This is a genomic window from Mesorhizobium sp. Primo-A, assembly GCF_003997175.1.
Classification (GTDB): Bacteria; Pseudomonadota; Alphaproteobacteria; order Rhizobiales; family Rhizobiaceae; genus Mesorhizobium; species Mesorhizobium ciceri.
In genome coordinates this window covers 283,831-305,056 of record NZ_RZTG01000010.1, presented here as the reverse complement: position 1 = coordinate 305,056, position 21,226 = coordinate 283,831, and the positions used below count along the sequence as shown (strand labels likewise).

The window sequence follows — 21,226 nt, the reverse complement described above, 5'->3', positions numbered from 1 at the left end:
CCACCCCTGTTCCACCCCCGGCCCCGATCACCGAACATCACGTATCCGCTCTCCGTCACCGCCAGCGTGTCTTCCAGCTTGATGAAGCCCCGTGTCGGGTGAAGCATGGTCGTCTCCACCGACAGCACCATGTTCTTCTCCAGCGGTTTGGCCGCATAGGTGCCTTCATAGGTCACCGGGTGGTTGGTCATCAGGAACGGCGCCTCGTGCGTGATCAGCCCCATGCCATGGGCGAAGAAATCCGTGTAGGGCGCGACCTTCGAAGCCTTCAGCACGCCCTCGGCATGCGAAATCATGTCGCCGCCCAGCGTGCCCGCTTTGACTTTTGAAAAGGCCGCCTGCTGCACCGTCTCGACCTCGGCCAGCAGATCTTCCAGCTCGGCATCCGGTTCGCCGAGAATGCCCATCCGGCAGAGGTCGCCTATATAGCCGTGATAATTGCCGCCGGAATCGATTGACAGCACCTCGCCTTTTTTCCACGCCTGCGGTGAAGCGGCGCGGTTGTGGCTGGCACCCAGCGTCAGCAGGCAATATTCGAAATGGATGCCGCGATTGGTTTCCTCGCGCCGCAGCTGCTCGATGATCTCGCTTTTAGTCGTGCCTTCACGCGCCCAGGCAATGGTCGCCAGCATGGAATCGGTGATCAGTTCGGAGGCCGTGCGCAGCTTCTCCAGCTCCGCATCGGTCTTGATGGCGCGCATGCGCTCCAGCATGTCGGTCGCATCGATCAGCCTGGCATCCGGCAACGCCTTGCGGATCAGCGTATAGGCGTCCGATGGCAGGAAGCCAGGCTCGATGCCGATGCGCGCGCCGGCCTTGCCGATCTTCTGCAGGTGCTCGACCGCAAGGTTGGCGGCGTCGAGCGTGCCCCAGCAGGCGGCGTGCAGCGTCGGCGTCCAGAACGGATTGTTCTGGTGCTCGCCGCCCTCCATGCGGTTGCCGATATAGGCGGCATGGTCCGGCCCGCCCTTTTCGTACACGACGATCGGCAGGTACCGGCTGTGGCCGATCGCATCCATGGCGGCGAAGAAGATGAACTTGTAACCGCCCAGCAGGTATTGCGTGTTGTGCTTGGAGGTGGCGAGCAGCACATCGATGCCGGCCTCCTCCATCAGCCGGTCGACCCTTGCCTGGTCGAACGGGATATTGCCGACGGCATTCTTGCCCGGAGCAATGTTCATCTCTCTCTCCCTGAATTGCCTGGGACCGCCGGCCGTTCCGCTCGCGATCCCCTGGCCATGACTCAAATCTGCACCATTTTGCCCGTTCTGGTCCAGCCAGAAATAGGGCAAACAGCACCGTTCCATGTCATCATACCTTTGTCCGTCGCATATCCCATCAATTTGGTCCTACCAGATTGACGTGATAGAAGCGCATATTCCAAACTGGTCCAGCGGACGAAAATTTCAAAGCCAAGCGAGGATGCGCCAATTCCGTCTCTGGCGAAACCCTCGGCAAGGCTCATAATCGCCGCCGCAAGGATGCTGGCGGGCTTGCCGGCGTTCGAGGGGTATTGGCGCGCCCAACCGGGTCGCGGAGAGGACGGAGTTCGATCATGTCAGGTTTCACGATTTCCAGGCGCACGATGCTTTCCGGCTCGGCAATGCTGCTGGCCTCCACCGCCATGCCGACACCGGGCTGGGCGCAGACGCCGAAGAAGGGCGGGCGGCTTGTGCTTGCCGCCGATTCCGAACCGCGCAACCTCAACCCGGCGATCGTCGCTTCCAACGGCGTCTTCTTCATCTCCAGCAAGATCGTCGAAACGCTGGCCGAAGCCTCCTACGACGGCAAGGACGGACTCGCGCCAAGGCTGGCGCTGAGCTGGGAGGGTGCCGCCGACGGGCTCTCGGTGACGTTCAAACTGCGCGACGGCGTCAAATGGCATGACGGCAAGCCGTTCACCTCCGCCGACGTGGCCTTCTCGGCGCTGCAGATCTGGAAGCCGCTGCAGAACCTCGGCCGCACCGTGTTCAAGGACCTGGCCAGCGTCGAGACCCCCGACGATCTCACCGGTGTGTTCAAATTCGCCAAGCCGACGCCGTTCCAGCTGATCCGCAACGCGCTGCCGGCGCTGAGCAGCGTGGTGCCGAAGCACATCTACGAGGTCGGCAAGATCGAGGACAACCCGGCCAACAACGCGCCCATCGGCACCGGACCGTTCAAATTCGGCGAGTACAAGGCCGGCCAGTATTACCGGCTGACCAAAAACACCGACTACTGGGGCAAGGACGAGCCCTATCTCGATGAGATCATCTATCAGGTGCTGCCGGATCGCACGTCCGCGGCCAGCGCGCTGGAGGCCGGAGAGATCCAGCTGGCGGCCTTTTCCGCCGTGCCGCTGGCCGACCTCGACCGCATCTCGAAAGTGCCGGGGCTGAAAGTGATCACCAAGGGTTACGAAGGGCTGACCTATCAACTCGTCGTCGAGATCAATCATCGCCGCAAGGAACTGGCCGACGTCAAAGTGCGGCAGGCGATCGCACATGCCATCGACAAGGATTTCGTCGTCAAGACGGTGTTCCTCGGCTATGCCGCGACAGCCACCGGCCCGGTGCCGAAGAACGATCCACAATTCTACACCGCCGATGTGCCGACCTATGCCTTCGACGTCGCCAAGGCCAACGCGCTGCTCGACGAAGCCGGCTACAAGAAAGGCCCGGACGGCAAGCGCTTCACGCTGAAACTGCTGCCTGCGCCCTATTTCAACGAGACAAAACAGTTCGGCGACTATCTGCGCCAGGCGCTCGCCGCCATCGGCATCGACGCTGAGCTGGTCAACAACGACTCGGCCGCGCACATCAAGGCGGTCTACACCGACCACGCCTTCGATCTCGCGGTCGGTCCGCCGGTGTTCCGCGGCGATCCGGCGATCTCGACCACCATCCTGGTGCAGAGCGGCATTCCGGACGGCGTGCCGTTCTCCAACCAGGGCGGCTACAAGAACGATGCGCTCGATGCGCTCATCGCCAAGGCATCGGAGACGCTCGACGCATCAGCCCGCACCGACCTCTACAAGGAATTCCAGAAGGCGGTGGCTGCCGACCTGCCGCTGATCAACGTCGCCGAATGGAGTTTCATCAGCGTCGCGCGAGACACCGTCGGCAACATCGCCAACAACCCGCGCTGGGCGGTGTCGAACTGGGCGGACACGTATTTGGAATCGTGACAGAATTGCGCGGATGAAAATTCGCGAAATCATCGTAGGCTTTGAGTTCTACGAGGCCCCCCTCTGTCCTACCGGACATCTCCCCCTCAAGGGGGGAGATTGGCCGCTTGTCTGTCCCGCGAATTCTTCAACGTTGGAGATTGGCGAAGCCAAAAGAGACAGCCGATCTCCCCCCTTGAGGGGGAGATGTCCGGCAGAACAGAGGAGGGTGCCTAGGCGCGGTCCTAATCAACGTATCGCCAACCCATCGACGCCCCCATGAACCGCGCCCTCACCCTTCTCCGCCGCCGCCTCGTCGGCAGCATCTTCGTGCTGCTGATCGTCGTCATCGGCACGTTCCTTTTGCTCGAGGCCGCCCCCGGCGACGCCGTCGACGCCTACATCGTCTCGACCGGCGGCGACGCCGGCATGATCGAATTGCTGCGTCATCGCTGGGGCCTCGACCAGTCGGAGCTGACGCGGCTGGCTAACTACCTCTGGGCGCTGTTGCATCTCGACCTCGGCCAGTCGGTGACCTTCTCCCGACCGATCCGCGATGTGATCCTCGAACGCCTGCCCAACACGCTGCTGTTGATGGTCAGCGCCACCGCGCTCTCCTTCGGGCTCGGCTCGGCACTCGGCATCTATGCCGGCGCCCGGCCGGGCAGTTTCCGCGACCGCTTCCTGTCGATCGGCTCGCTGGCGCTCTATGCCGTGCCGGGTTTCTGGCTCGGACTGGTGCTGATCGTCGTCTTTGCCGTCGACCTGCGCTGGCTGCCGATCGGCGGCATCGAGACCCTGGCTTCCGACAAGACCGGCCTTGACCGCGCAGCCGACATCGCCGTCCATCTTATCCTGCCTGTTTCGGCCCTCGGCTTCATCTACCTGGCGCTCTATCTGCGCATGATGCGCGCCGGCATGGCCGAGGTCTGGCGGCAGGATTTCGTCTTGGCCGCGCGCGCCAAGGGATTATCACGCCGCCGCATCGTGCTCGCCCACGTCGCCCGCAATGCACTGCTGCCGCTGGTCACCATGCTCGGCCTGCAGTCGGCGCAGATGCTCGGCGGCAGTGTCGTCATCGAGAGCGTCTTTTCCGTGCCCGGCCTCGGCCGGCTGGCGCAGGAGGCAGTCGCCTCCCGCGATACGCCGCTTCTGCTCGGCATTATTCTCACCAGCGCCGTCCTGGTCATTGTCATCAACCTTGCCGTCGACATCGCCTATGCCTTCCTCGACCCGCGCGTCGGCGCCTGCGAGGCCGGCGCATGAGTGCCCTCCGCCGCTTTCTGCGCACGCCCGAGGCGGTCGCCGGCGCCATCCTCCTGGCGGCGCTGATCGCCATGGCACTGTCGGCGTCGCTGCTGTTCCCCGGCGATCCGCAAGCGATTGCCGGGCCGGCGCTGCTGCCGCCGTTCCAGGACTGGTCGCTCCCGCTTGGCACCGATCGGCTTGGCCGCGACGTGCTGGCCGAGCTTTTTCATGGCGCCCGCACATCGCTGGCTGTCGGGATCGCCGCCGCGGCCGCCGCACTTGTCGTCGGGGCAGTGGTCGGCACATTGGCCGGCTTTGCCGGCGGCCTCGTCGACGAGGTGCTGATGCGCATCACCGACGCCTTCCAGACCGTGCCGAGTTTCCTGCTGGCACTGGCCTTCGTCAGCGTCGTCGGACCGTCGCTCGGCATCGTCGTGATCGCCATCGCGCTCGGCACCTGGACCGGACCAGCCCGTGTCGCCCGCGCGGAAGTCCTCTCCATTCGCGAACGCGATTATGTCGCCGGCGCCAGGGTCATCGGCATGCACCCGCTGGCGATCGCCTTTCGCGAGGTGCTGCCCAATGCCTTGCCGCCGGTGCTGGCGATGTCGTCGGTGATCGTCGCCGCGGCGATCCTCACCGAGGCGGCCTTGTCGTTCCTCGGCCTGGGCGATCCCAACCGGGTCACCTGGGGCGGCATGATTGCCGAAGGCCGCGCTGTCCTGCGCACCGCGCCCTTCCTGTCGATCGTCCCGGGCATAGCGCTGGTGCTGACCGTGCTCGGCGTCTATCTCGCCGGTGAAGGCATTGTCGAGACGACGGCGGTCAGGAGAGGCCTGTCGTGACCGCGCTGGCTTCGATCCGCGACCTGACGGTGACCTACCGCCGCGACGGCAGCGAGGTGGCGGCGCTGAAGGATGTCAGCCTCGATATAGAGGCTGGCGAGCGCTTGGCCATCATCGGCGAAAGTGGCTCGGGCAAGAGCACGCTGGCGCTGGCGATTGCCGGGCTGTTGCCGGCAAGCACCAAGACTGAAGGAAAGATCGATTGGTTCCTACCGTCGGCGTTGGGCGCCAAGGCACCTCCCTCTGTCCTGCCGGACATGTCCGGCAGGACAGAGGGGGGCCTCGTAGAGCACAGACCGCAAAAGCTCTTCACCAGATCAAGTCACCCTCCCCGCGGCGGCCGCGATATCGGTTTCGTCTTCCAGGACCCATCCGCCAGCCTCGACCCCGTAATGCCAATCGGCAAACAAATCGCCGAAGTCGCCCGCACCCATCTCGGCCTCACCTGGTCCCAGTCCTATGCCAGGGCCAAAACCCTGCTCGAACGCGTCCGCCTGCCCGATCCTGACTCGGCCCTGCGCGCCTTCCCGCACCAGCTTTCCGGCGGCCAGAAGCAGCGTGTGGCGATCGCCGCCGCCATTGCGGCCGGTCCGAAATTGCTGATCGCCGACGAAGCGACCAGCGCGCTCGATACCATCGTGCAGGCCGAGATCGTCGCCTTGATCCGACGCCTGGTGACCGAGGACGGCATGACGCTGCTGTTCATCAGCCATGACATCGCGCTGGCGGCCGAGCTTGCCGGGCGCATCGCCGTTTTCCGCCATGGGCAGTTGGTCGAGCTTGGCATGACGGCGCAGATTGTCGGCGCCCCGGCCCAACCCTATACGCGCGCATTGCTCGATGCCGATATCGGCCTCGACACCAAGCCGCTGCTGAACCGAGCCGGGCTCCACGCATGAGCCTGCTGGCGGTGTCCAACCTCACCAAGCGCTACCGTCGCGGCGACAACACCATCGCTGCAGTCGACGATGTCTCCTTTCACATCGAGCCGGGCGAAACGCTGGCGTTGGCCGGACCCTCCGGCAGCGGCAAATCGACGATCGCGCGGGTGGTGCTGCGATTGATCGAGCCGGACGACGGACGCATCGAGTTCGAAGGCGACGATTTCCTGGCCCTGCGCAGCGCAGCACTGCGTGCCCGCCGCGCGCGCCTGCAAATGGTGTTCCAGGACCCGCTTGCCGCCTTCAACCCGCGCGCCACAGTGGCGCGTGTGCTCGACGATCCCTTGCGCATCCATGGCATCGCTTCCCGCAGCGAGCGCCCGCGCCGCATCGCCGCCTTGCTGGAGCGCGTCGGGCTGACGGCGGACCTCGCCCCGCGTGCCATCCATGAAATCTCAGGCGGCCAGCGGCAGCGCGTCGCCATTGCCCGCGCCATCGCCACGAAGCCGTCGCTGATCGTGCTCGATGAAGCGGTGTCGGCGCTCGACGTTTCCGTGCGCGGGGAGATCCTCGAGCTTTTGCTCGACCTGCAGCGCCAGGAAAAGATCGCCTATCTCTTCATTTCACATGATCTCGGCGTCATCCGGTCGATCGCCCACCGCGTTATCCTTCTCGACGCCGGCCGGGTTGCCGAGAACGGCGATGCCCGAACCGTCATCGACGCACCGCAATCGGCCATTGGAAAGGCGCTGGTGGCGGCAGCACCGAGATTGAACCGGACCCTGATGCGGCTGGCGTCGGCCGGCCTCGATTGAGACCCGGCCGCCACCATCCGTTCGCTCAATAGCCGACGGTGAAGCGCTGCCTGATATGGGCCGGCTTCTCGATCTCGTCGACCATGACGATCGCGTAGTCCTCGAAGGAAATGCTGCTGCCCTCGTCGGAGGCGAGAAGCGTGTCCTTGCCGAGGCGGAATTTGCCGGTGCGCTCGCCAGGCACGAACATGGCGGATGGCGACAGGAACGTCCAATCGAGGTCGTCGACCGTCTTCAATCTGTCCAGGAAGTCGGCGCCCTTCTGCGCTTCTGCCTTGTAGATCGCCGGGAAGTCGGGGCTATCGACCAGCCGCTTGCCGGGCGCGACTTCGAGACTGCCGGCGCCGCCGACGACGAGATAGCGCTTCACGCCGGAGGCGCGCACCGCCTCGATCAGTGCATCGGTATCGCTATCCAGGAAATGCACAGAGCTGATCACAGCGTCATGGCCGCGGATCAGGTCCGCGAGACCTTCTGTGTCGAAGACATCGCCCTTCCTGGCCGTCACGCCCGGAAGCGCGACAATCTTTTCCGGGTTGCGCGCGATGCCCGTGACGGTATGGCCGCCATCGGAGAGTTCCCTGAGAAGGCGCGAACCGACAGCGCCCGATGCACCAATGAGAGCGACTTTTGCCATGTCTGTTTCCTTATGCTTGGGGGTCTGGAGGATGGGGTCACGCCGCCGCGATGTGGGCGACGAGATTGTCGAAGCTGCCGAACAGCGCGTTCGAACCGATGAGCCGGGGCGCATCGTTGCGGATGACCGCGAGCGAAGGCACGCCATCGGCATGCAGGCGCTGGAACAGCGCACGGCCACGGCCAACCTGATCGCGGTGAGCCGCCAGCAATGTTTCGGTCGGCGCCTTGAGCATTTCGGCGGCGTCCGCCATGCCGTCGGCGGCGAGCACCTCGGCCACACCGCCGATCGTCACGACATCGCGTCCTTCTACATAGCGCGCATGCTGGATCGTCTTCAGCGCCGCAAACCGGCGGCTAGGGTCCTCCAGGCCAGCGGCAGTGATGCCGAGTGTGGCGGCATGTGAGTCGAGCAGGGTGCCACGGACATTGAGGACATTGTGCCGGTAGGCCGGCGTGAACGATTGTCCGGTCAGGCGCTCGATGCGCTGGTCGTTCGCCCAGGCGTGCGCCGCAAAACCTTCATCCATCGGACGCGCGCCGGCGCCGGAAAACAGGCCGGTCGGCAGCAGCTCGACGCGCACGCCGGCGGCCGACAACCGGCCGAGCATCCGGGTGGCACCATAGCACCAGCCGCAGAGCGGATCGAAAAGATAGGTCACTTCTGAATTGTTCATAATCGCTGCTACCCATGATCCGGCTGCCGGCTTGATCGAATGCCGTTGGCTGATATGTGGCAGGTGGGGGTCTTGCGATAAATGGCACCCAATAATACAAACTGTATGATCTGATCATACAAATGGCAGCCAGCTTGGCCGAACTTCTGAACCTCAATCGGCTCGCCTACTTCACCACGGTGATGGAAACCGGCTCGTTCACGGCCGCAGCCAACCGGCTTGGCGTCGCCAAGGCCGTGGTCAGCCATCAGATCGGCAAGCTCGAAGAGGAACTGGGCGCAACGCTGCTGCAGCGCACGACCCGGCGTGTCACGCCGACCGAAGAGGGGCGCCTCTTCTATGACCGCGCGATGATCATCCTGCGGGAAGCGGAGGCCGCCTATGGCGAAATCTCGCGCGGGGCCGTCGAACCGAGCGGAACGCTGAGGCTGACGGCGCCGCTCGACTACGGCACCAAGATGGTGGCTCCGGTCATGGCGGCCTATCTCAGAACCTATCCGCAGATGCGCGTCGAGGCGATCTTCGACGACGCCGTCAGCAATCTGGTGGACGAGCAGATCGATCTCGGCATCCGCGTCGGCTGGCTCACCGATTCCTCGAACCAGGCGCGGCGGCTGGGGACGATCCGGCAAATCGTGGTGGCGAGCCCTGGCTTCGCGGCGAGCCTGCCGCCCGACCTGACGCCGCACCAGGCAAGATCGCTGGCCTGGGTCGGCAACACCCAGTTGCGCGGCATCGGCCAATGGCTGTTTTCCAGGGATGGCGAAACGGTGCTGACCGAGCTCAATCCGGTCCTCATGTGCGACAAGAGCCCCGCCGCCCTTGCTTGCGTGCTCGTCGGCATCGGGCTGGGCGTCTTTCCGGACTACAGCGTCAGCGACGATATCGCCGAGGGGCGGCTGGTGCCGGTATTTGCCGACTGGAGCCTGCCGTCAGGCGGCATCCACGCAGTCTTTCCGCCGGCCCGGTTCCGGCCCGCCAAGGTGCGCACCTTCGTCGATCTGCTCGCGGCGGCCGAGAAGCGGCGATCGCGCGGTGTTGCCACGGCTTGAAGCCGATGGCGGTCAGCGGGCCTCTTGCAGGATCATCTCGGCTGCCTTCTCCGCGATCATGACGACCGGCGAGTTGGTGTTGCCCGAGACGATTGTCGGCATGATCGAGGCATCGACCACGCGCAGCCCGGCAAGCCCGTGAACACGCAGGCCGTCGTCGACCACCGCCATCGTATCCGAACCCATCTTGCAGGTGCCGACGGGGTGGAAGATCGTCGTGCCGATATCGCCGGCCTTGCGGATGAGCTCTTCATCGCTGTCATACTGCGTGCCGGGCAGCATCTCTTCCGGCGCAAAGCGCGCCACCGCCCGAGCCTTCATCAAGCTGCGGACATGGCGCAACGACGCGACGGCCACGCTGCGGTCTCCCTCGGTGGAAAGATAGTTCGGCCGGATCTTCGCCGTCTCCCGCGCGTCGGACGAAGCCATGTGCACGCTGCCCCGGCTTTCCGGACGCAGATTGCAGACCGAGACGGTGACCGCGGGAAAGCGATGCAGCGGCTCGCCCAGACGGTCGGTGCTCAGCGGTTGCACATGATATTCCAGATCGGGCGTTGCGAGGCGCGGATCGCTCCTGGCGAAGATGCCGAGCTGGCTTGGCGCCATCGACAGCGGCCCGCTGCGCTTGAGCGCGTATTCCAGCCCCATCGACGCACGGCTGACCAGATTGTGGTAGCGCTGGTTGAGTGTGGCGGTGTTGGCGACCTTGAAGACGGTGCGTATCTGCAGATGGTCCTGCAGATTTTCACCGACACCCGGCAGCGCGTGACGGACATCCACGCCGATGCCCGAGAGCAGGTCGGGGCGCCCCACCCCCGACAGTTCGAGCAGCTTGGGCGAGTTGATGGCGCCGGCCGCAAGGATCGTCTGTCCAGCGCGGACCTGATGCAGGCGGCCGCCTTGGCGGAAAACCAGTCCGGTGACGCGCCGGCCGTCGAATTCGAGCCGTTCGGTTTCCGCGCCGAGCACTACGCGCAGGTTCTTGCGCCCCGCTATACCGCGCAAAAACGCCTTCGATGTGTTCCAGCGGACGCCCTTCCTCTGGTTGACCTCGAAATAGCCCGAGCCTTCATTGGTGCCGGTGTTGAAGTCTTCGGTGCGCGGAATGCCGAGTTCCTCGGCCGCGTCCCGGAAGGCGTCGAGGATCGGCCATGAAAGCCGCTGCCGTTCGACCCGCCACTCGCCGCCGCTGCCGTGCATGGCGCTCTTGCCACCATGGAAGTCTTCCGACTTGAGGAAGTAAGGCAGGACATCGTCCCAGCCCCAGCCGGCATTGCCGGCCTGGCGCCAGCCATCATAGTCGGCAGCCTGGCCGCGCATGTAGATCATGCCGTTGATCGATGAACAGCCGCCGAGCACCTTGCCGCGCGGATAGTTGAGGCTGCGTCCGTTGAGACCGGCTTCCGGCTCGGTCTTCATCATCCAGTCGGTACGCGGGTTGCCCATGCAGAAGAGATAGCCGATCGGGATATCGACCCAGTGATAGCGGTCGCTGCCGCCGGCCTCGAGCAGCAGCACCTTGTTGCGCGGATCGGCCGAGAGCCGGTTGGCGAGCACGCAGCCGGCGGAGCCGGCACCGACGATGACGTAGTCGTAACTGCCGAACGGAGACGGTGAAGCTTCGGTCACGTGCGCGCCTGCTGTCCGGCGATGCGCTCCCACATCGGGGTCATCGCCTGGTTGATCTCGCCATAGAGTCGATACCGCCGTGCGTATGCGTGAGCAACCGTCTCGTTGGGTACAAAATGTCGGGCGGCCGCTGTCATGGCGGTTGCACCGGCACTGTAGTCCGCGAAAATGCCGACGCCGGTGCCCGCCGCGATCGCCGCTCCCAGCGCGCCGGTTTCGCGGCTGCGCGCCACGGTGACGGGCACGCCGAGCACATCGGCGAAAATCTGCGGCCAGACGCTGCTGCGCGAGCCGCCGCCGGACAACACCACCTGGTCGAAATCGGCGCCCGCTTTGTGCAAGGTCTCGACATGGCGCTTGTGCTCGAAGGCGACCCCCTCGAACAGCGCACGCAGCAGATGGGCTCGGCTGTGCCAGCCGGCGATGCCGTAGAAGCCGGCGCGCGCATGGCCATTCTGCTGCGAGCCATAAAGGAAGGGATGATAGATCGGGATGTCGCTGTTGGGATCGACGGACGCCACCAGTTCGCTGCACAATTCGAATGGCGACTTGCCGGCTTCGCCGCCATGTTCGAGGAATTCGCGAACGATCCATTCGAGATTGGCGGCCGAGGTGGCACTGGATTCGATCGCCAGATAGCGCTGGCGATCGAAAGTCGACAGCATGAAGATCGAAGGGTCGCGGATCGGCTTGTCGGTGATGACCTGGTTGATGCTCCAGGTTCCGGCGATGACCGAGGCGGCACCGGTTCTGGTCACGCCCGAACCGACCGCGCTGGCGACGACATCGAACAGCCCGGCAACGACCGGCGTGCCGGCGCGCAGTCCCGTCAGGGCCGCCACCTCCGCGCTGACATGGCCGGCAATGTCGGCCGATTCCAGCACTGGCGGCAGTAGGTCCATGCAATCGCCGAGCCCATAGGCGGCAAGCAGGTCCGGCTCGTAGCGGCGGTCCTGCATCTGCAGCAGGCCGCAGCCCGACATATCTGAAGTATCGCTGCTGCGCGCACCTGTCAGGCGGTTGACGACGAAATCCTTGCACAAGAACACAGTTCCGATGCTGGCAAACAAAGCCGGCGAAAAGCGCTTGAGCCAGGCAAGCAGGGTCGGCGTCTGCGCCGCCCACGGCCGCTGCAGGCAATGTGCGTAGGTGCGGTCGCCGACATTCTGTTCTGCCCATTCGGCAACGATGTCGACGGCGCGTGTGTCGAGCGACTGGATGCCGATCAATGGCGCGCCCGCACGATCGAGCGCGTAGAGCCCGTTGCCATGGCCGGCGCAGCCGATGGCGACGATCTCGCCGGCGTCGATACCGGCTTCAGCGATGCATTGACCAATGACCGAGACCGCATTGCGCCAGAGTTCGTCGAGGTCGCGTTCGACATGTCCGGGCTTTGGCATGGACGAGCGGCCGTCACGGGCGGCGAATGCCAGTTCGCGGCCCGACAGGTCGAAGAGGATGGCCTTGATGACGGTGTTGCCGGCATCGAGACCGAGGATATAGCTTGCCATTGGCGCCTCCCGAGGCCGCAGCCTATGCCTGGTTGTACAGATCCCAGGCTGCGCCGCCATCGGCATCGTCGTGAATGATTGCCATCAGCCCGCGCACGACAGCGCTCGGGTTGGCATGCTGGTAGATGTTGCGGCCATAGACCATGCCAAGCGCACCCTGTGCCATCAAGGCGGCCGACTTGTCGAACACGGCACGCAGATCCTCCTTGCCGCCGCCGCGCACCAGCACCGGGCAGCGCGCCGCCTCGACAACGCGGTGGAAGTCGTTGGGATCGGTGGTCGGGTCGGCCTTGACGATATCGGCACCCATCTCGCGGGCAAGCCGGGTCAAGGTGACGATCTTATCGGCGTCGCCGTCGACCATGTAGCCGCCATGCTCGGTGACCGGCAGCATGGCCAGCGGCTCGATCATCAGCGGCAGGCCGTATTTCTCGCAATCGGCGCGCACGCGGGCGATGTTCTGCACGCATTGCCGGAACAGGTCCGGCTCGTCGGGTAGCATGAACAGATTGACCACGACGCAAGCCGCATCCATCTCGATGGCGCCAAGCAAGGGCTCGGCTTCGTTCTGCAGCACCGCCCACATCGCCCGGTGGCGTATCCTGTTATAGGGATTGCCCATGTCGATGCGCATCACCAGCGCCGGCTTGTCCTTGCCAGGCACGGCCTGCAGCAGGTCGGCCTGGCCGTAGTTCATCTGGATGGCGTCGGGGCCGGCCTTGACCAGCTGGTTGACCACGCTGGCCATGTCTTCCAGCCCGGCAAGGAAACTCGGCTCGTTGCAGACGCCATGATCGATGGCGACGTCGAGGCAGCGGCCGCCGCCGAACAGCCGGTTCATACGGACTTTCTTGTTTACGCGCATAGGGCGCTCCTTTGATGTGTCTGGAGGTCGATGCCGTGCCGGTCGGCCAGCAAGGCGAGGAAGGTCGAGCGCTCGGTGGCAGCCTCGCTGGCGCTCCAGTCCTTGTGCGCCGCCAGCATGTCGAGAACGGCGTTGACGAGGTCGAAGCTGAGACCGCCTGAAATGGCGATGGTGGTGCGGCGCAAGAACAGGTCGGCAAGGCACTCGACCTGCTCGCGCTCGATGATGCGCCCCATCTCGCTTGCCGAATAGTCCGACTGCGGCAGCATCTGTTCGCCCGCCGGGTGCGAAACGAAATCCCTGGCCGACGTGCCATAGCGCTGCAGAAGCGTTTGCGCGCGCTCGACCGTCAGGCCATGCTCGGCGGCGAATGACGCGCACCAGGCGTCCGGGTCGGCCGGAAAATCACGGCCGCCACCGATGGCCATGTCCTGCGTGCCCTGGCTGCGCGCGAGGCCGAGCCGCTTCAGTGCCATGTCGGCGGCCAGCGCTCCAAACGAACGGAAGGTGGTCCACTTGCCTCCGACCATGCACAGTGTCGCCGGCAGGTGCCCGCTCGCTTCTACGAACTCGCAAAAATGATCGCGCGGTATGCGGCTGGTAAAACTGTCCTCGCTGGCGGGCAAGGGTCGCACGCCGGCGAAGCGGAACACGATCTGGTTTTCAGCTACTTTGATCGAGGGGAATACAAAGGCGAGCGACTGCAGGATGTAGCGCTGCTCGTCCTCCTCGCAACGCACCTTGTCCGGATCGTCGACCCGGATGTCGGTCGAGCCGATCAGCACCTTGCCGAGATAGGGAAACAGGATGCAGATGCGCCCGTCCTCGTTCTCGTAATAGACCATATGGCCGCCGAGCGCGTCGAACAGTTCTGCATTGTCGACGATGAGATGCGAGCCCTTGGTGCCGCCCATCATCGTCTGCGCCGCCGCCCCGATGGCCTTGTTGGTCAGGTCGATCCAGCCGCCAGTAGCGTTGATGACCAATTGCGCCCGTACCGGCAGTTGTTCGCCCGTCAGCGTGTCGGTAATGGCGAGGCTATCACCTGTCGACGATACCTGAGCGTAGTTCAAGGCGCGGGCGTTCGCCGCGCTCGCCGTGGCGTCCAGCAGCATCTCCAGGCCGAGGCGTTCGGGCCGGCTCACCCAGGCGTCGTAGTAGGTCGCCGAATTGCGGATCGCCGGATTGATCGCCGGCCATTTTTTCAAGGTTTCGGCGCGGCCCCTGAACCTGTGCGTCGGCATCAAACGCCGTGCGGCGGTGAACAGGTCGTACATGGCAAGGCCGGTCTTGATGACCAGCGCACCACGCCGGCTCGGCCGCCGCGTCAGACCCAGGAAACGCACCGCACCGTTGGCAAGGCCGGAGAAAATGTCGAAGATCGGCACCGTCGTCGGCAACGGGGCCACATAGTGCGGGGCATTCCTCAGCAGCCGGTCACGTTCGAGCAGCGATTCGCGCACCAGTTTGAATTCGCCGTTTTCGAGATAACGCAGGCCGCCATGCACCATGCGTGAAAGGGCGGCACTGGCGCCGCTGCAATAATCGCCCTTTTCCGCCAGCACGACATCGACGCCTTGCAGCGCCAGTTCGCGAAAGACGCTGATGCCGTTGATGCCGCCACCGATGACGAGCACGGCGATATCAGGCCGGTCGCGCAGACCGGCTAACGTATGGCTACGGTTCATCGGGGCTGTTGCCTTTTTTCTCAGGCATCCATCGCAGTGAGATGCGCGGCTGCCGCGGCGTCGATTGCCGCAAGCTCGCCTGCCGCAAGCGTGATCTCCCCGGCCCGTGCATTGTCGAGCGCCTGTTCGGGATTGCGCGCGCCGCACAGGGCGAAGGTGATGCCCGGCTGGGCGAGCGTCCAGGCGATGACGATCTGCGCGGTCGACGCCTGGTGGCTCTCGGCGATAGGGGCGATGGCCTCTTTCAGCTTTGCCACCTTCTGCCGGTTGGCCGTGGAAAAGCGCGGGTTGTCCTTGCGCTGGTCGTCGCCGCCGAATGTGCGGCCGGGGTCGACCGTGCCGGTGAGCAGCCCCAGCGCCAGCGACGAATAGCTGAGCGTGGCGATGTCATGGCGGCGAGTGATCGGCAGCAGGCTGCTCTCGATGTCGCGGTCGATCATCGAATAGCGCTCCTGGATCGCATCGAGCTGGCCGGCATCGATATAATGGCCGAGATCCTCGGCGCTGATATTGCTGACGCCGATGGCGCGGATCTTGCCGGCTGCCTTGAGCTTTTCCAATACCGCCATCGTCTCGGCGATCGGCGTCGTCGGGTCCTGCCAATGGGTGATGTAGAGGTCGATATGATCGGTGCCGAGACGCCGCAGGCTCTGCTCGACCTCATAGGCGATGCCGTCGGCGCCGAGATAGCGATGCACTGGCTTGTCGTCCTGGTCGAAGAAATGCCCGCCCTTGCCCGAATGCCAGTTCAGCCCGCATTTGGTCGCGATCACCACCTTGTCGCGCTTGCCCTTGATGGCGGTGCCGACGATCGCCTCGCTGCGGCCAAGACCGTAGGCCGGCGCTGTGTCGATCAGGCTGAGGCCGGCATCGATCGAGGCTTCGATCGCCCGCACCGACTCCTTTTCGTCGGTGCCGCCCCACATCCATCCGCCAATCGCCCAGGTGCCCAGGCCCACGGCCGACGCCGATATGCCGGACTTGCCGATCTGCCGCTGGATCTGTCGAGAATTCATGCTGCCTCCTGTTCGGCCAGCTCGAGGATCTGGAGCCCCGTGGCCTCGTCCGTGACGATGGTGTCGAGATGATTTCCGCGCATTGCGGCGAGGATCGGCGCGACCTTGCTGGCGCCACTTGCAATGCCGATCGAGCGCGGGATGGTCGCGAACTCGTCAAGCGTCAACGAGACCAGCGAACGGTTGAGCGAGTAGTTGCAAAGCTTGCCCCGGCGATCGATGAGATGGGCGAGCAGCTCGCCTGTTGCCCCGGACTTCTCGATCGCCTGGCGATCGGCATTCGAGGACGGATGCAAATCGTAGTAGCTGGAATCGTCGGTCAGGATGGAGCCGACACCCACCACCGCGACATCGGCCTCGCGCGCCTTGCGAAACACGTCGGCGACGGAGCTGATGCCCATCAGCATCTCGCGCTGCTGCGCGGTGTCCGCAAACAACGGCGCATGGATCTGGTAGGCGCGGCCGCCGAGCTTGTCGGCCATCAGCGAGGCGACGTGGTTGACATCGGTGTAGTGCTTGCCCTGCACCAGCCCGGTGGCGGGAATGATTTCGACGTCGTAGCGGCGCCCCGGCTTGAGACCGGCGACCAGCGCGCTGACGCCCTTGCCGCCGGTGATCGAAATGGTGTCGCCGTCCTTGATGGTGTCGAGCAGCAGCCCAGCCGCCGCCTCGCCGACCCGCTGCAGGGCGGTGTGCGGATTTTCGGAGACCGACGGCACCACCATCGCCCGCTCGATGCCGCCCAGCGCCACCAGCCGCGCTTCCAGGTCGACCAGATGATCGATCGGCGACTTGATCTTGATCTCGACGAGACCGAGCTGGTGACCGCGCTTGATCAGCCGGTTGACGGTCGCGTGCGAGATGCCGAGTTCCCCGGCGATCTCGGCCTGGGTCTTGCCTTCGACATAATGCAGGACAAGCGCCTGGTGCATCTGACGAACAGCGGCGATGTCGTCGCGGGTGTTGGGAGGGGCCATGGTCTTGTTTCGCCGCCTTTGAGGTTCAGGACTTCTTGCGGTGCAGGAAGTGATCGATCGACACCGCTGCCAGCAGGATGCATCCCTTGATCATGTCCTGCCAATAGACCGAGACATCGAGCAGGATAAGCGAGCTCGTCACCACCGACAGCAGAGCCATGCCGAGGATCGCCCCGAAGATGGTGCCCGAGCCGCCATTCAGCGAGGCGCCGCCGATGACGGCCGCGGCGATGATGTTGAGCTCCATGCCGGCGCCGAAGGTCGGCGTCGCCGCGCCGAAGCGCGCCATGTAGATGACGCCGGCCACTCCGGCGAGGGTCGAGCACAGCACCGTGACCCAGAACTTCACCTGATTGGTCCTGATGCCGGAGAACTGCGCGGCCTTCTCGTTGGAGCCGGTGTAGAAAACCTTGCGGAAGGCCGTGGCGCGACGCAGCAGGAAGTCGAAGATCGCCACCACGACGATGAAGATCAGGATGACATAGGGGATGTTGTTGAAACTGCCCTGGCCGATGGCCTTGAAGGCCGGCGGCAAGGTGAACAGCGACAGCGGCGTGCCCTTGGTGACCACCAGGCACATGCCGCGCACGATGACCATGGCGGCCAGCGACGTGATGAAATGATTGAGCCCTATCACGGTCACGAAGAAGCCCATGGCCGCGCCGATCAGCGCGCTGACGCCGATGCCGATCAGGCTTGCCGTCCAGGGATCGAGCCCGGCGAGGAACAGCGCACCCGAGACCACCATCGAGAAACACACGACGGAGCCGACGGAAAGGTCGATGCCGCCAACGATGAGCAGGACGGTCATGCCGACGACGACGATGCCTTCGATGGAGAAGCTCATCAGCATGGCGCGGAAATTGCCCCATGTCAGGAAGTGCGGCGAGGCGAAGCTCATGGCGATGCACAGCGCCAGGATGATGACGATCAGCCCGGCCTCGCGCATCGAGGCGAGGTGAGCGAAGTTGATGCGCCGCCCGGCGGACTTGATCTCGGCGTGCACGAGCGCTTCTCCTGATTCCCTAGGCGACATTCTGGGCCTGCCTTTGAATTGAACTGTCCTGGACGCCCGAGGCGAGCATGATGATGGCTTCTTCACCGAGCTCGCTGGCGGCGAGTTCGCCGGCGATCCTGCCTTCGCGCACCACAAGAACGCGGTCGCACAAGCCAATCAGCTCCGGCAGTTCGGACGAGATGATGATGACGCCGACACCGCTGCCGGCTAGCTGGCGCAGCAGCCGGTGAATCTCGACCTTGGCGCCGACATCGATCCCGCGCGTCGGCTCGTCCATGATGATGACCTTGGGACTGACGGACAGCTGCTTGGCGATGGCAACCTTCTGCTGGTTGCCACCGCTCAGCGTCGACACAGTGGCCTCGATGCCGGCCATGCGCACGCCGAGCCTGCCGGTCAGCTCCCGCGCCTGACGATCCTCGGCCTTGCGGTCGAGCAGGCCGAGGCGCCCGGTGAGCCGGCCGAGGTCGAGCGCCGATATGTTCGCCGCGATCGGCAGATCGAGGAACACGCCGGAGCCTTTGCGATCCTCAGAGAGATAGACCAGCCCCGCCTTGACCGCATCGCCATAACTGCGCAGCCGCAGCTGCTTTCCGTCGAGCGCGACGGTTCCAGAGGTCATTGGCCTGAGGCCGCAGACCGTCTGTGCGATCTCGCTGCGGCCGGCGCCGATCAGGCCGCCTATGCCCAGAATTTCGCCAGCGCGAAGCTGCAGATCGACGTCGGCGAAGCGGCGCCCATCGGAAAGCCCCTCGACCGACAGGAGAAGGCGCCCAGGCTCTTGCGGCGCCAGCTTGTCGGGATAGAGCTGGGTGATTTCGCGGCCCACCATTTTGCGCACGACATCGTCGGGTGAAACGGCGGCTATCGCATCGGTCGCCACGTAGCGGCCGTCGCGGAAGACGGTGACGCGGTCGCAGAGCGAGAAGATCTCGGCCATGCGGTGGCTGATATAGACCACCGAAATGCCACGTTCCCTAAGCCCGCGCACGATCGAGAACAGGCGTTGCGCTTCGCTTTCGGTGAGTGCGGCGGTCGGCTCGTCGAGCATCAGCACCTTGCAGTCGAGCGTCAGCGCCTTGGCGATCTCGACGAGCTGCTGGTTGGAAATGGAGAGGTCGGCGACCCTGGTGTGCACCGGAATGGGCGCGAGCAGGTCCATGACCTTCTGGGCGTCAGCGTAGAGCTTCTGGAAATTCATCAGCGGTGCGCGCCGGCTGTTGATCGCGGCCATGTAGATGTTTTCGGCAACCGTGGCGTCCTGGCACAGCGCGATCTCCTGGTGGACAAGCGCGATGCCGAGACGTTGGGCGGCCGCGGGCGAGTGGATCGAAACACGCTCGCCATCGATCAGGATGTCGCCCTCGTCGGGCTGCAATACACCGGCGATCATGTTCATCAGCGTCGACTTGCCGGCGCCGTTCTCGCCGCACAGCGCATGGATTTCGCCGCGCCGCAGCTCGAACCGCACGTCGTTCAGTGCCTTGACCGGGCCGAACGCCTTGGACAGACCGCGGATTTCAAGAATGGGCGACTGGGTCACGCCATGCTCCTGCGATGCTTGCGGGGGAGGAAGGAGGCCGAAGCCTCCTTCCCGGTTGGTCCGGCCTTGTGGAGGCCGGGGCGGCGATCGAGACTATTCCTCGATGCCCTTGGTGCCGCGACGCTTGAGGTACTTGTCCCAGTAGAAGTCGTCCGCATTGTCCTTGGAGACGATGGAGAAGCCATTGTCGACGAAGGGCACGCTCATCGGGTTGAAACCCGAACGCTTGGCGTCGTTCATCGGATCGATCAGGCCGGGATGCTTGGCCATCCACAACAGCATGAAGCCCATATAGCCCTGCATGCCCTGGTTGGGATTGACCGAGCCGAAGATCTCGCCGGCCTTGATCATGTCGAGGATCTTGGCGTTGACGTCGGCGAGCATGACGCGGATCTTGCCGCCGCCTTCCTTGGCGGCCTGGGCAGCACCGATGGCCGAGTTGGCCTCCGGCATGAACACGGCGCCGAGGTCCGGATGCGCCTGGGCCAGGCTCAAAACCGCCTGATAGGCCTTGGTCGGATCCTGGTTCGAAGCGGCGCGGCCGACGAGCTTCATGTCGGGCCATTTGGCTTCCATGCGGGCAACGAAGGCGTTGACGCGCTTGTCGTGGTTGTCCTGGCCGGGATTCTCCAGCACCGCATATTCGCCATTGCCATCCATCGCCTTGGCAACGGCGTCGGCGGCATAGGTGCCTTCGGCATTGTTGTCGGAGGTGATGTAGGAGACGCGCTTGGAATTCGGCGAGTCGGCGGCGAAGGTCACCACCGCGGTGCCCTGCTCGATGGCGCGGTTGATCGGCTCGATGAACGGATCGGAGTTCATCGGGTGTACCAGTATGCCGGCCGGCTTCTGCGCCAGTGCCTGGTCGAAGGTGGCGATCTGCTTGTTGACGTCGTATTCCGGCGTACCCGTATAGGCGGTCTCGCAGCCGAACTGCCGGCCGGCCTGCTTGAACATTTCATAGACCGGGAACCAGTATTCGACGCCCGAGACCATCACGTTCATGACGTATTTTTCACCCGGCTCGCATTTGAACGGGTTAGGGGTTTCGGCGCGTACCTGCATCGACCCGAAGCAGGTCGATGCAGCCGCCGCGATTGCGAGCGTGCTCAGAAATTTGCGCAAGTTTCCTCCCTTGGCCGAAGCCATCCTCAATGACCGTTGCAGGCACTCAGTGAGCGCTGCCGTATGGATTTGATGATGCCGACCTTCCTCCGAAAGCCGACGATCGGAACATTACAGCCCGGGCGCGCATTGTCAATATAATTCACATAGTGAAATATATTTCATAGCCTACTTCAAGGGGATTCCTACGCTCCGGTCGACGAGGCTGGGCGCGGCCGCCAAGATGCCGTACGGGCTGGGCAAGGCCTTACCGGCCTTTGGCCGCGAAACCGGAGAGGGTGGTGGAATATCCGCACGGGGGCTCGCATGGTACCCTCCCGCCGGCCGCGTCTTTATCGCCTGAAGCCCCCGATCCTGTCTTTGATAGATCTGTTCCGGGCGCAGCGTGACGCTCTCCATATGTCCGCTTGGCCAGAAAGTCGGCTGCAGCTTCGGCTTCGCTTTCGGGGGCCTGAGCCTGGGCAGATCGATGGCCACCCCAGCCGCATATCAAAACGGCGCGCGGGCATTTGTGGCTGGCGGGCTGTTTTTGATGTTGGTTTTGGGGAGAGGATT

Annotated in this window: 19 protein-coding genes; 6 read left to right on the top strand and 13 right to left on the bottom strand. The window is 64.4% G+C overall.

Features of this window, described 5'->3' with window-relative positions; genetic code table 11:
• On the bottom strand, positions 1–1,181 hold a 1,181-nt coding region (locus EOC83_RS20405), incomplete at its 3' end, for a Xaa-Pro peptidase family protein (protein ID WP_164762426.1).
• Positions 1,182–1,243: 62 nt separating this feature from the next.
• Entirely contained in the window at positions 1,244–1,465 is a 222-nt protein-coding gene (locus EOC83_RS20400; RefSeq protein WP_127224205.1) for a hypothetical protein, read from the bottom strand.
• A gap of 90 nt (positions 1,466–1,555) precedes the next feature.
• On the opposite strand from EOC83_RS20400, the gene EOC83_RS20395 reads away from it, so the two are divergent.
• The 5 genes from EOC83_RS20395 to EOC83_RS20375 all read left to right on the top strand — a co-directional run bounded on the left by EOC83_RS20395 (position 1,556) and on the right by EOC83_RS20375 (position 6,934).
• A complete protein-coding gene (locus tag EOC83_RS20395; protein ID WP_063169053.1) occupies positions 1,556–3,166 on the top strand; it encodes an ABC transporter substrate-binding protein in 1,611 nt (536 codons plus the stop codon).
• 258 nt (positions 3,167–3,424) lie between these two features.
• Positions 3,425–4,411 carry an ABC transporter permease gene (locus tag EOC83_RS20390; RefSeq protein WP_063169054.1) on the top strand — a complete coding sequence of 329 codons (987 nt, stop codon included), beginning with the start codon at positions 3,425–3,427 and terminating at the stop codon, positions 4,409–4,411.
• A complete protein-coding gene (locus EOC83_RS20385) occupies positions 4,408–5,238 on the top strand; it encodes an ABC transporter permease (protein ID WP_063169055.1) in 831 nt (276 codons plus the stop codon). Before EOC83_RS20390 ends, EOC83_RS20385 begins: the two co-directional genes overlap by 4 nt.
• Positions 5,235–6,137 (top strand): ABC transporter ATP-binding protein, encoded by a 903-nt coding sequence (locus EOC83_RS20380; RefSeq protein WP_063169056.1) that lies wholly within the window; start codon positions 5,235–5,237, stop codon positions 6,135–6,137. The genes EOC83_RS20385 and EOC83_RS20380 overlap by 4 nt, the downstream gene beginning before the upstream one ends.
• Positions 6,134–6,934, top strand: coding sequence for an ATP-binding cassette domain-containing protein (locus EOC83_RS20375; RefSeq protein ID WP_013529483.1), 801 nt, complete (start codon positions 6,134–6,136; stop codon positions 6,932–6,934). The genes EOC83_RS20380 and EOC83_RS20375 overlap by 4 nt, the downstream gene beginning before the upstream one ends.
• A 25-nt stretch (positions 6,935–6,959) precedes the next feature.
• Here EOC83_RS20375 and EOC83_RS20370 read toward each other — a convergent pair whose 3' ends face one another.
• A complete protein-coding gene (locus EOC83_RS20370) occupies positions 6,960–7,571 on the bottom strand; it encodes an NAD(P)-dependent oxidoreductase (RefSeq protein WP_063169057.1) in 612 nt (203 codons plus the stop codon).
• Positions 7,572–7,608: 37 nt separating this feature from the next.
• Positions 7,609–8,247 (bottom strand): DsbA family protein, encoded by a 639-nt coding sequence (locus EOC83_RS20365; protein WP_024504444.1) that lies wholly within the window; start codon positions 8,245–8,247, stop codon positions 7,609–7,611.
• A gap of 134 nt (positions 8,248–8,381) precedes the next feature.
• Here EOC83_RS20365 and EOC83_RS20360 point away from each other — a divergent pair, with 134 nt between their 5' ends.
• Positions 8,382–9,299, top strand: coding sequence for a LysR family transcriptional regulator (locus EOC83_RS20360; protein WP_063170340.1), 918 nt, complete (start codon positions 8,382–8,384; stop codon positions 9,297–9,299).
• 12 nt (positions 9,300–9,311) lie between these two features.
• Here EOC83_RS20360 and EOC83_RS20355 read toward each other — a convergent pair whose 3' ends face one another.
• The 9 genes from EOC83_RS20355 to EOC83_RS20315 form a co-directional block, all read right to left on the bottom strand.
• Positions 9,312–10,928, bottom strand: a complete 1,617-nt coding sequence (locus EOC83_RS20355) for a GMC family oxidoreductase (RefSeq protein WP_063169058.1) — start codon at positions 10,926–10,928, stop codon at positions 9,312–9,314.
• Positions 10,925–12,439 carry an FGGY-family carbohydrate kinase gene (locus EOC83_RS20350; RefSeq protein ID WP_063169059.1) on the bottom strand — a complete coding sequence of 505 codons (1,515 nt, stop codon included), beginning with the start codon at positions 12,437–12,439 and terminating at the stop codon, positions 10,925–10,927. Before EOC83_RS20350 ends, EOC83_RS20355 begins: the two co-directional genes overlap by 4 nt.
• A 22-nt stretch (positions 12,440–12,461) precedes the next feature.
• On the bottom strand, positions 12,462–13,280 hold the full coding sequence (locus EOC83_RS20345) for an aldolase (RefSeq protein ID WP_024504448.1): 819 nt from the start codon (positions 13,278–13,280) through the stop codon (positions 12,462–12,464).
• 14 nt (positions 13,281–13,294) lie between these two features.
• Positions 13,295–14,992 (bottom strand): glycerol-3-phosphate dehydrogenase/oxidase, encoded by a 1,698-nt coding sequence (locus tag EOC83_RS20340; RefSeq protein ID WP_063169060.1) that lies wholly within the window; start codon positions 14,990–14,992, stop codon positions 13,295–13,297.
• A 20-nt stretch (positions 14,993–15,012) separates the two neighbouring features.
• Positions 15,013–16,008, bottom strand: coding sequence for an aldo/keto reductase (locus EOC83_RS20335; protein WP_063169061.1), 996 nt, complete (start codon positions 16,006–16,008; stop codon positions 15,013–15,015).
• Entirely contained in the window at positions 16,005–16,985 is a 981-nt protein-coding gene (locus EOC83_RS20330; protein WP_024504451.1) for a sugar-binding transcriptional regulator, read from the bottom strand. Before EOC83_RS20330 ends, EOC83_RS20335 begins: the two co-directional genes overlap by 4 nt.
• Positions 16,986–17,010: 25 nt before the next feature.
• On the bottom strand, positions 17,011–17,934 hold the full coding sequence (locus EOC83_RS20325; RefSeq protein WP_224674565.1) for an ABC transporter permease: 924 nt from the start codon (positions 17,932–17,934) through the stop codon (positions 17,011–17,013).
• A 76-nt stretch (positions 17,935–18,010) separates the two neighbouring features.
• Complete coding sequence (locus EOC83_RS20320; protein WP_063169062.1) at positions 18,011–19,546, bottom strand: sugar ABC transporter ATP-binding protein; 1,536 nt, start codon at positions 19,544–19,546, stop codon at positions 18,011–18,013.
• 93 nt (positions 19,547–19,639) lie between these two features.
• Positions 19,640–20,671, bottom strand: coding sequence for a substrate-binding domain-containing protein (locus EOC83_RS20315; RefSeq protein ID WP_063170341.1), 1,032 nt, complete (start codon positions 20,669–20,671; stop codon positions 19,640–19,642).
• Positions 20,672–21,226 lie beyond the last annotated feature (555 nt).

Bases quoted from the DNA above. Each gene is read 5' to 3' on its own strand.
- EOC83_RS20400 (WP_127224205.1), bottom strand. From the start codon at position 1,465: ATGAGCCTTGCCGAGGGTTTCGCCAGAGACGGAATTGGCGCATCCTCG.
- EOC83_RS20395 (WP_063169053.1), top strand. From the start codon at position 1,556: ATGTCAGGTTTCACGATTTCCAGGCGCACGATGCTTTCCGGCTCGGCA.
- EOC83_RS20390 (WP_063169054.1), top strand. From the start codon at position 3,425: ATGAACCGCGCCCTCACCCTTCTCCGCCGCCGCCTCGTCGGCAGCATC.
- EOC83_RS20385 (WP_063169055.1), top strand. From the start codon at position 4,408: ATGAGTGCCCTCCGCCGCTTTCTGCGCACGCCCGAGGCGGTCGCCGGC.
- EOC83_RS20375 (WP_013529483.1), top strand. From the start codon at position 6,134: ATGAGCCTGCTGGCGGTGTCCAACCTCACCAAGCGCTACCGTCGCGGC.
- EOC83_RS20370 (WP_063169057.1), bottom strand. From the start codon at position 7,571: ATGGCAAAAGTCGCTCTCATTGGTGCATCGGGCGCTGTCGGTTCGCGC.
- EOC83_RS20365 (WP_024504444.1), bottom strand. From the start codon at position 8,247: ATGAACAATTCAGAAGTGACCTATCTTTTCGATCCGCTCTGCGGCTGG.
- EOC83_RS20350 (WP_063169059.1), bottom strand. From the start codon at position 12,439: ATGGCAAGCTATATCCTCGGTCTCGATGCCGGCAACACCGTCATCAAG.
- EOC83_RS20345 (WP_024504448.1), bottom strand. From the start codon at position 13,280: ATGAACCGGCTGTTCGGCGGCGGCCGCTGCCTCGACGTCGCCATCGAT.
- EOC83_RS20340 (WP_063169060.1), bottom strand. From the start codon at position 14,992: ATGAACCGTAGCCATACGTTAGCCGGTCTGCGCGACCGGCCTGATATC.
- EOC83_RS20335 (WP_063169061.1), bottom strand. From the start codon at position 16,008: ATGAATTCTCGACAGATCCAGCGGCAGATCGGCAAGTCCGGCATATCG.
- EOC83_RS20330 (WP_024504451.1), bottom strand. From the start codon at position 16,985: ATGGCCCCTCCCAACACCCGCGACGACATCGCCGCTGTTCGTCAGATG.
- EOC83_RS20325 (WP_224674565.1), bottom strand. From the start codon at position 17,934: ATGCGCGAGGCCGGGCTGATCGTCATCATCCTGGCGCTGTGCATCGCC.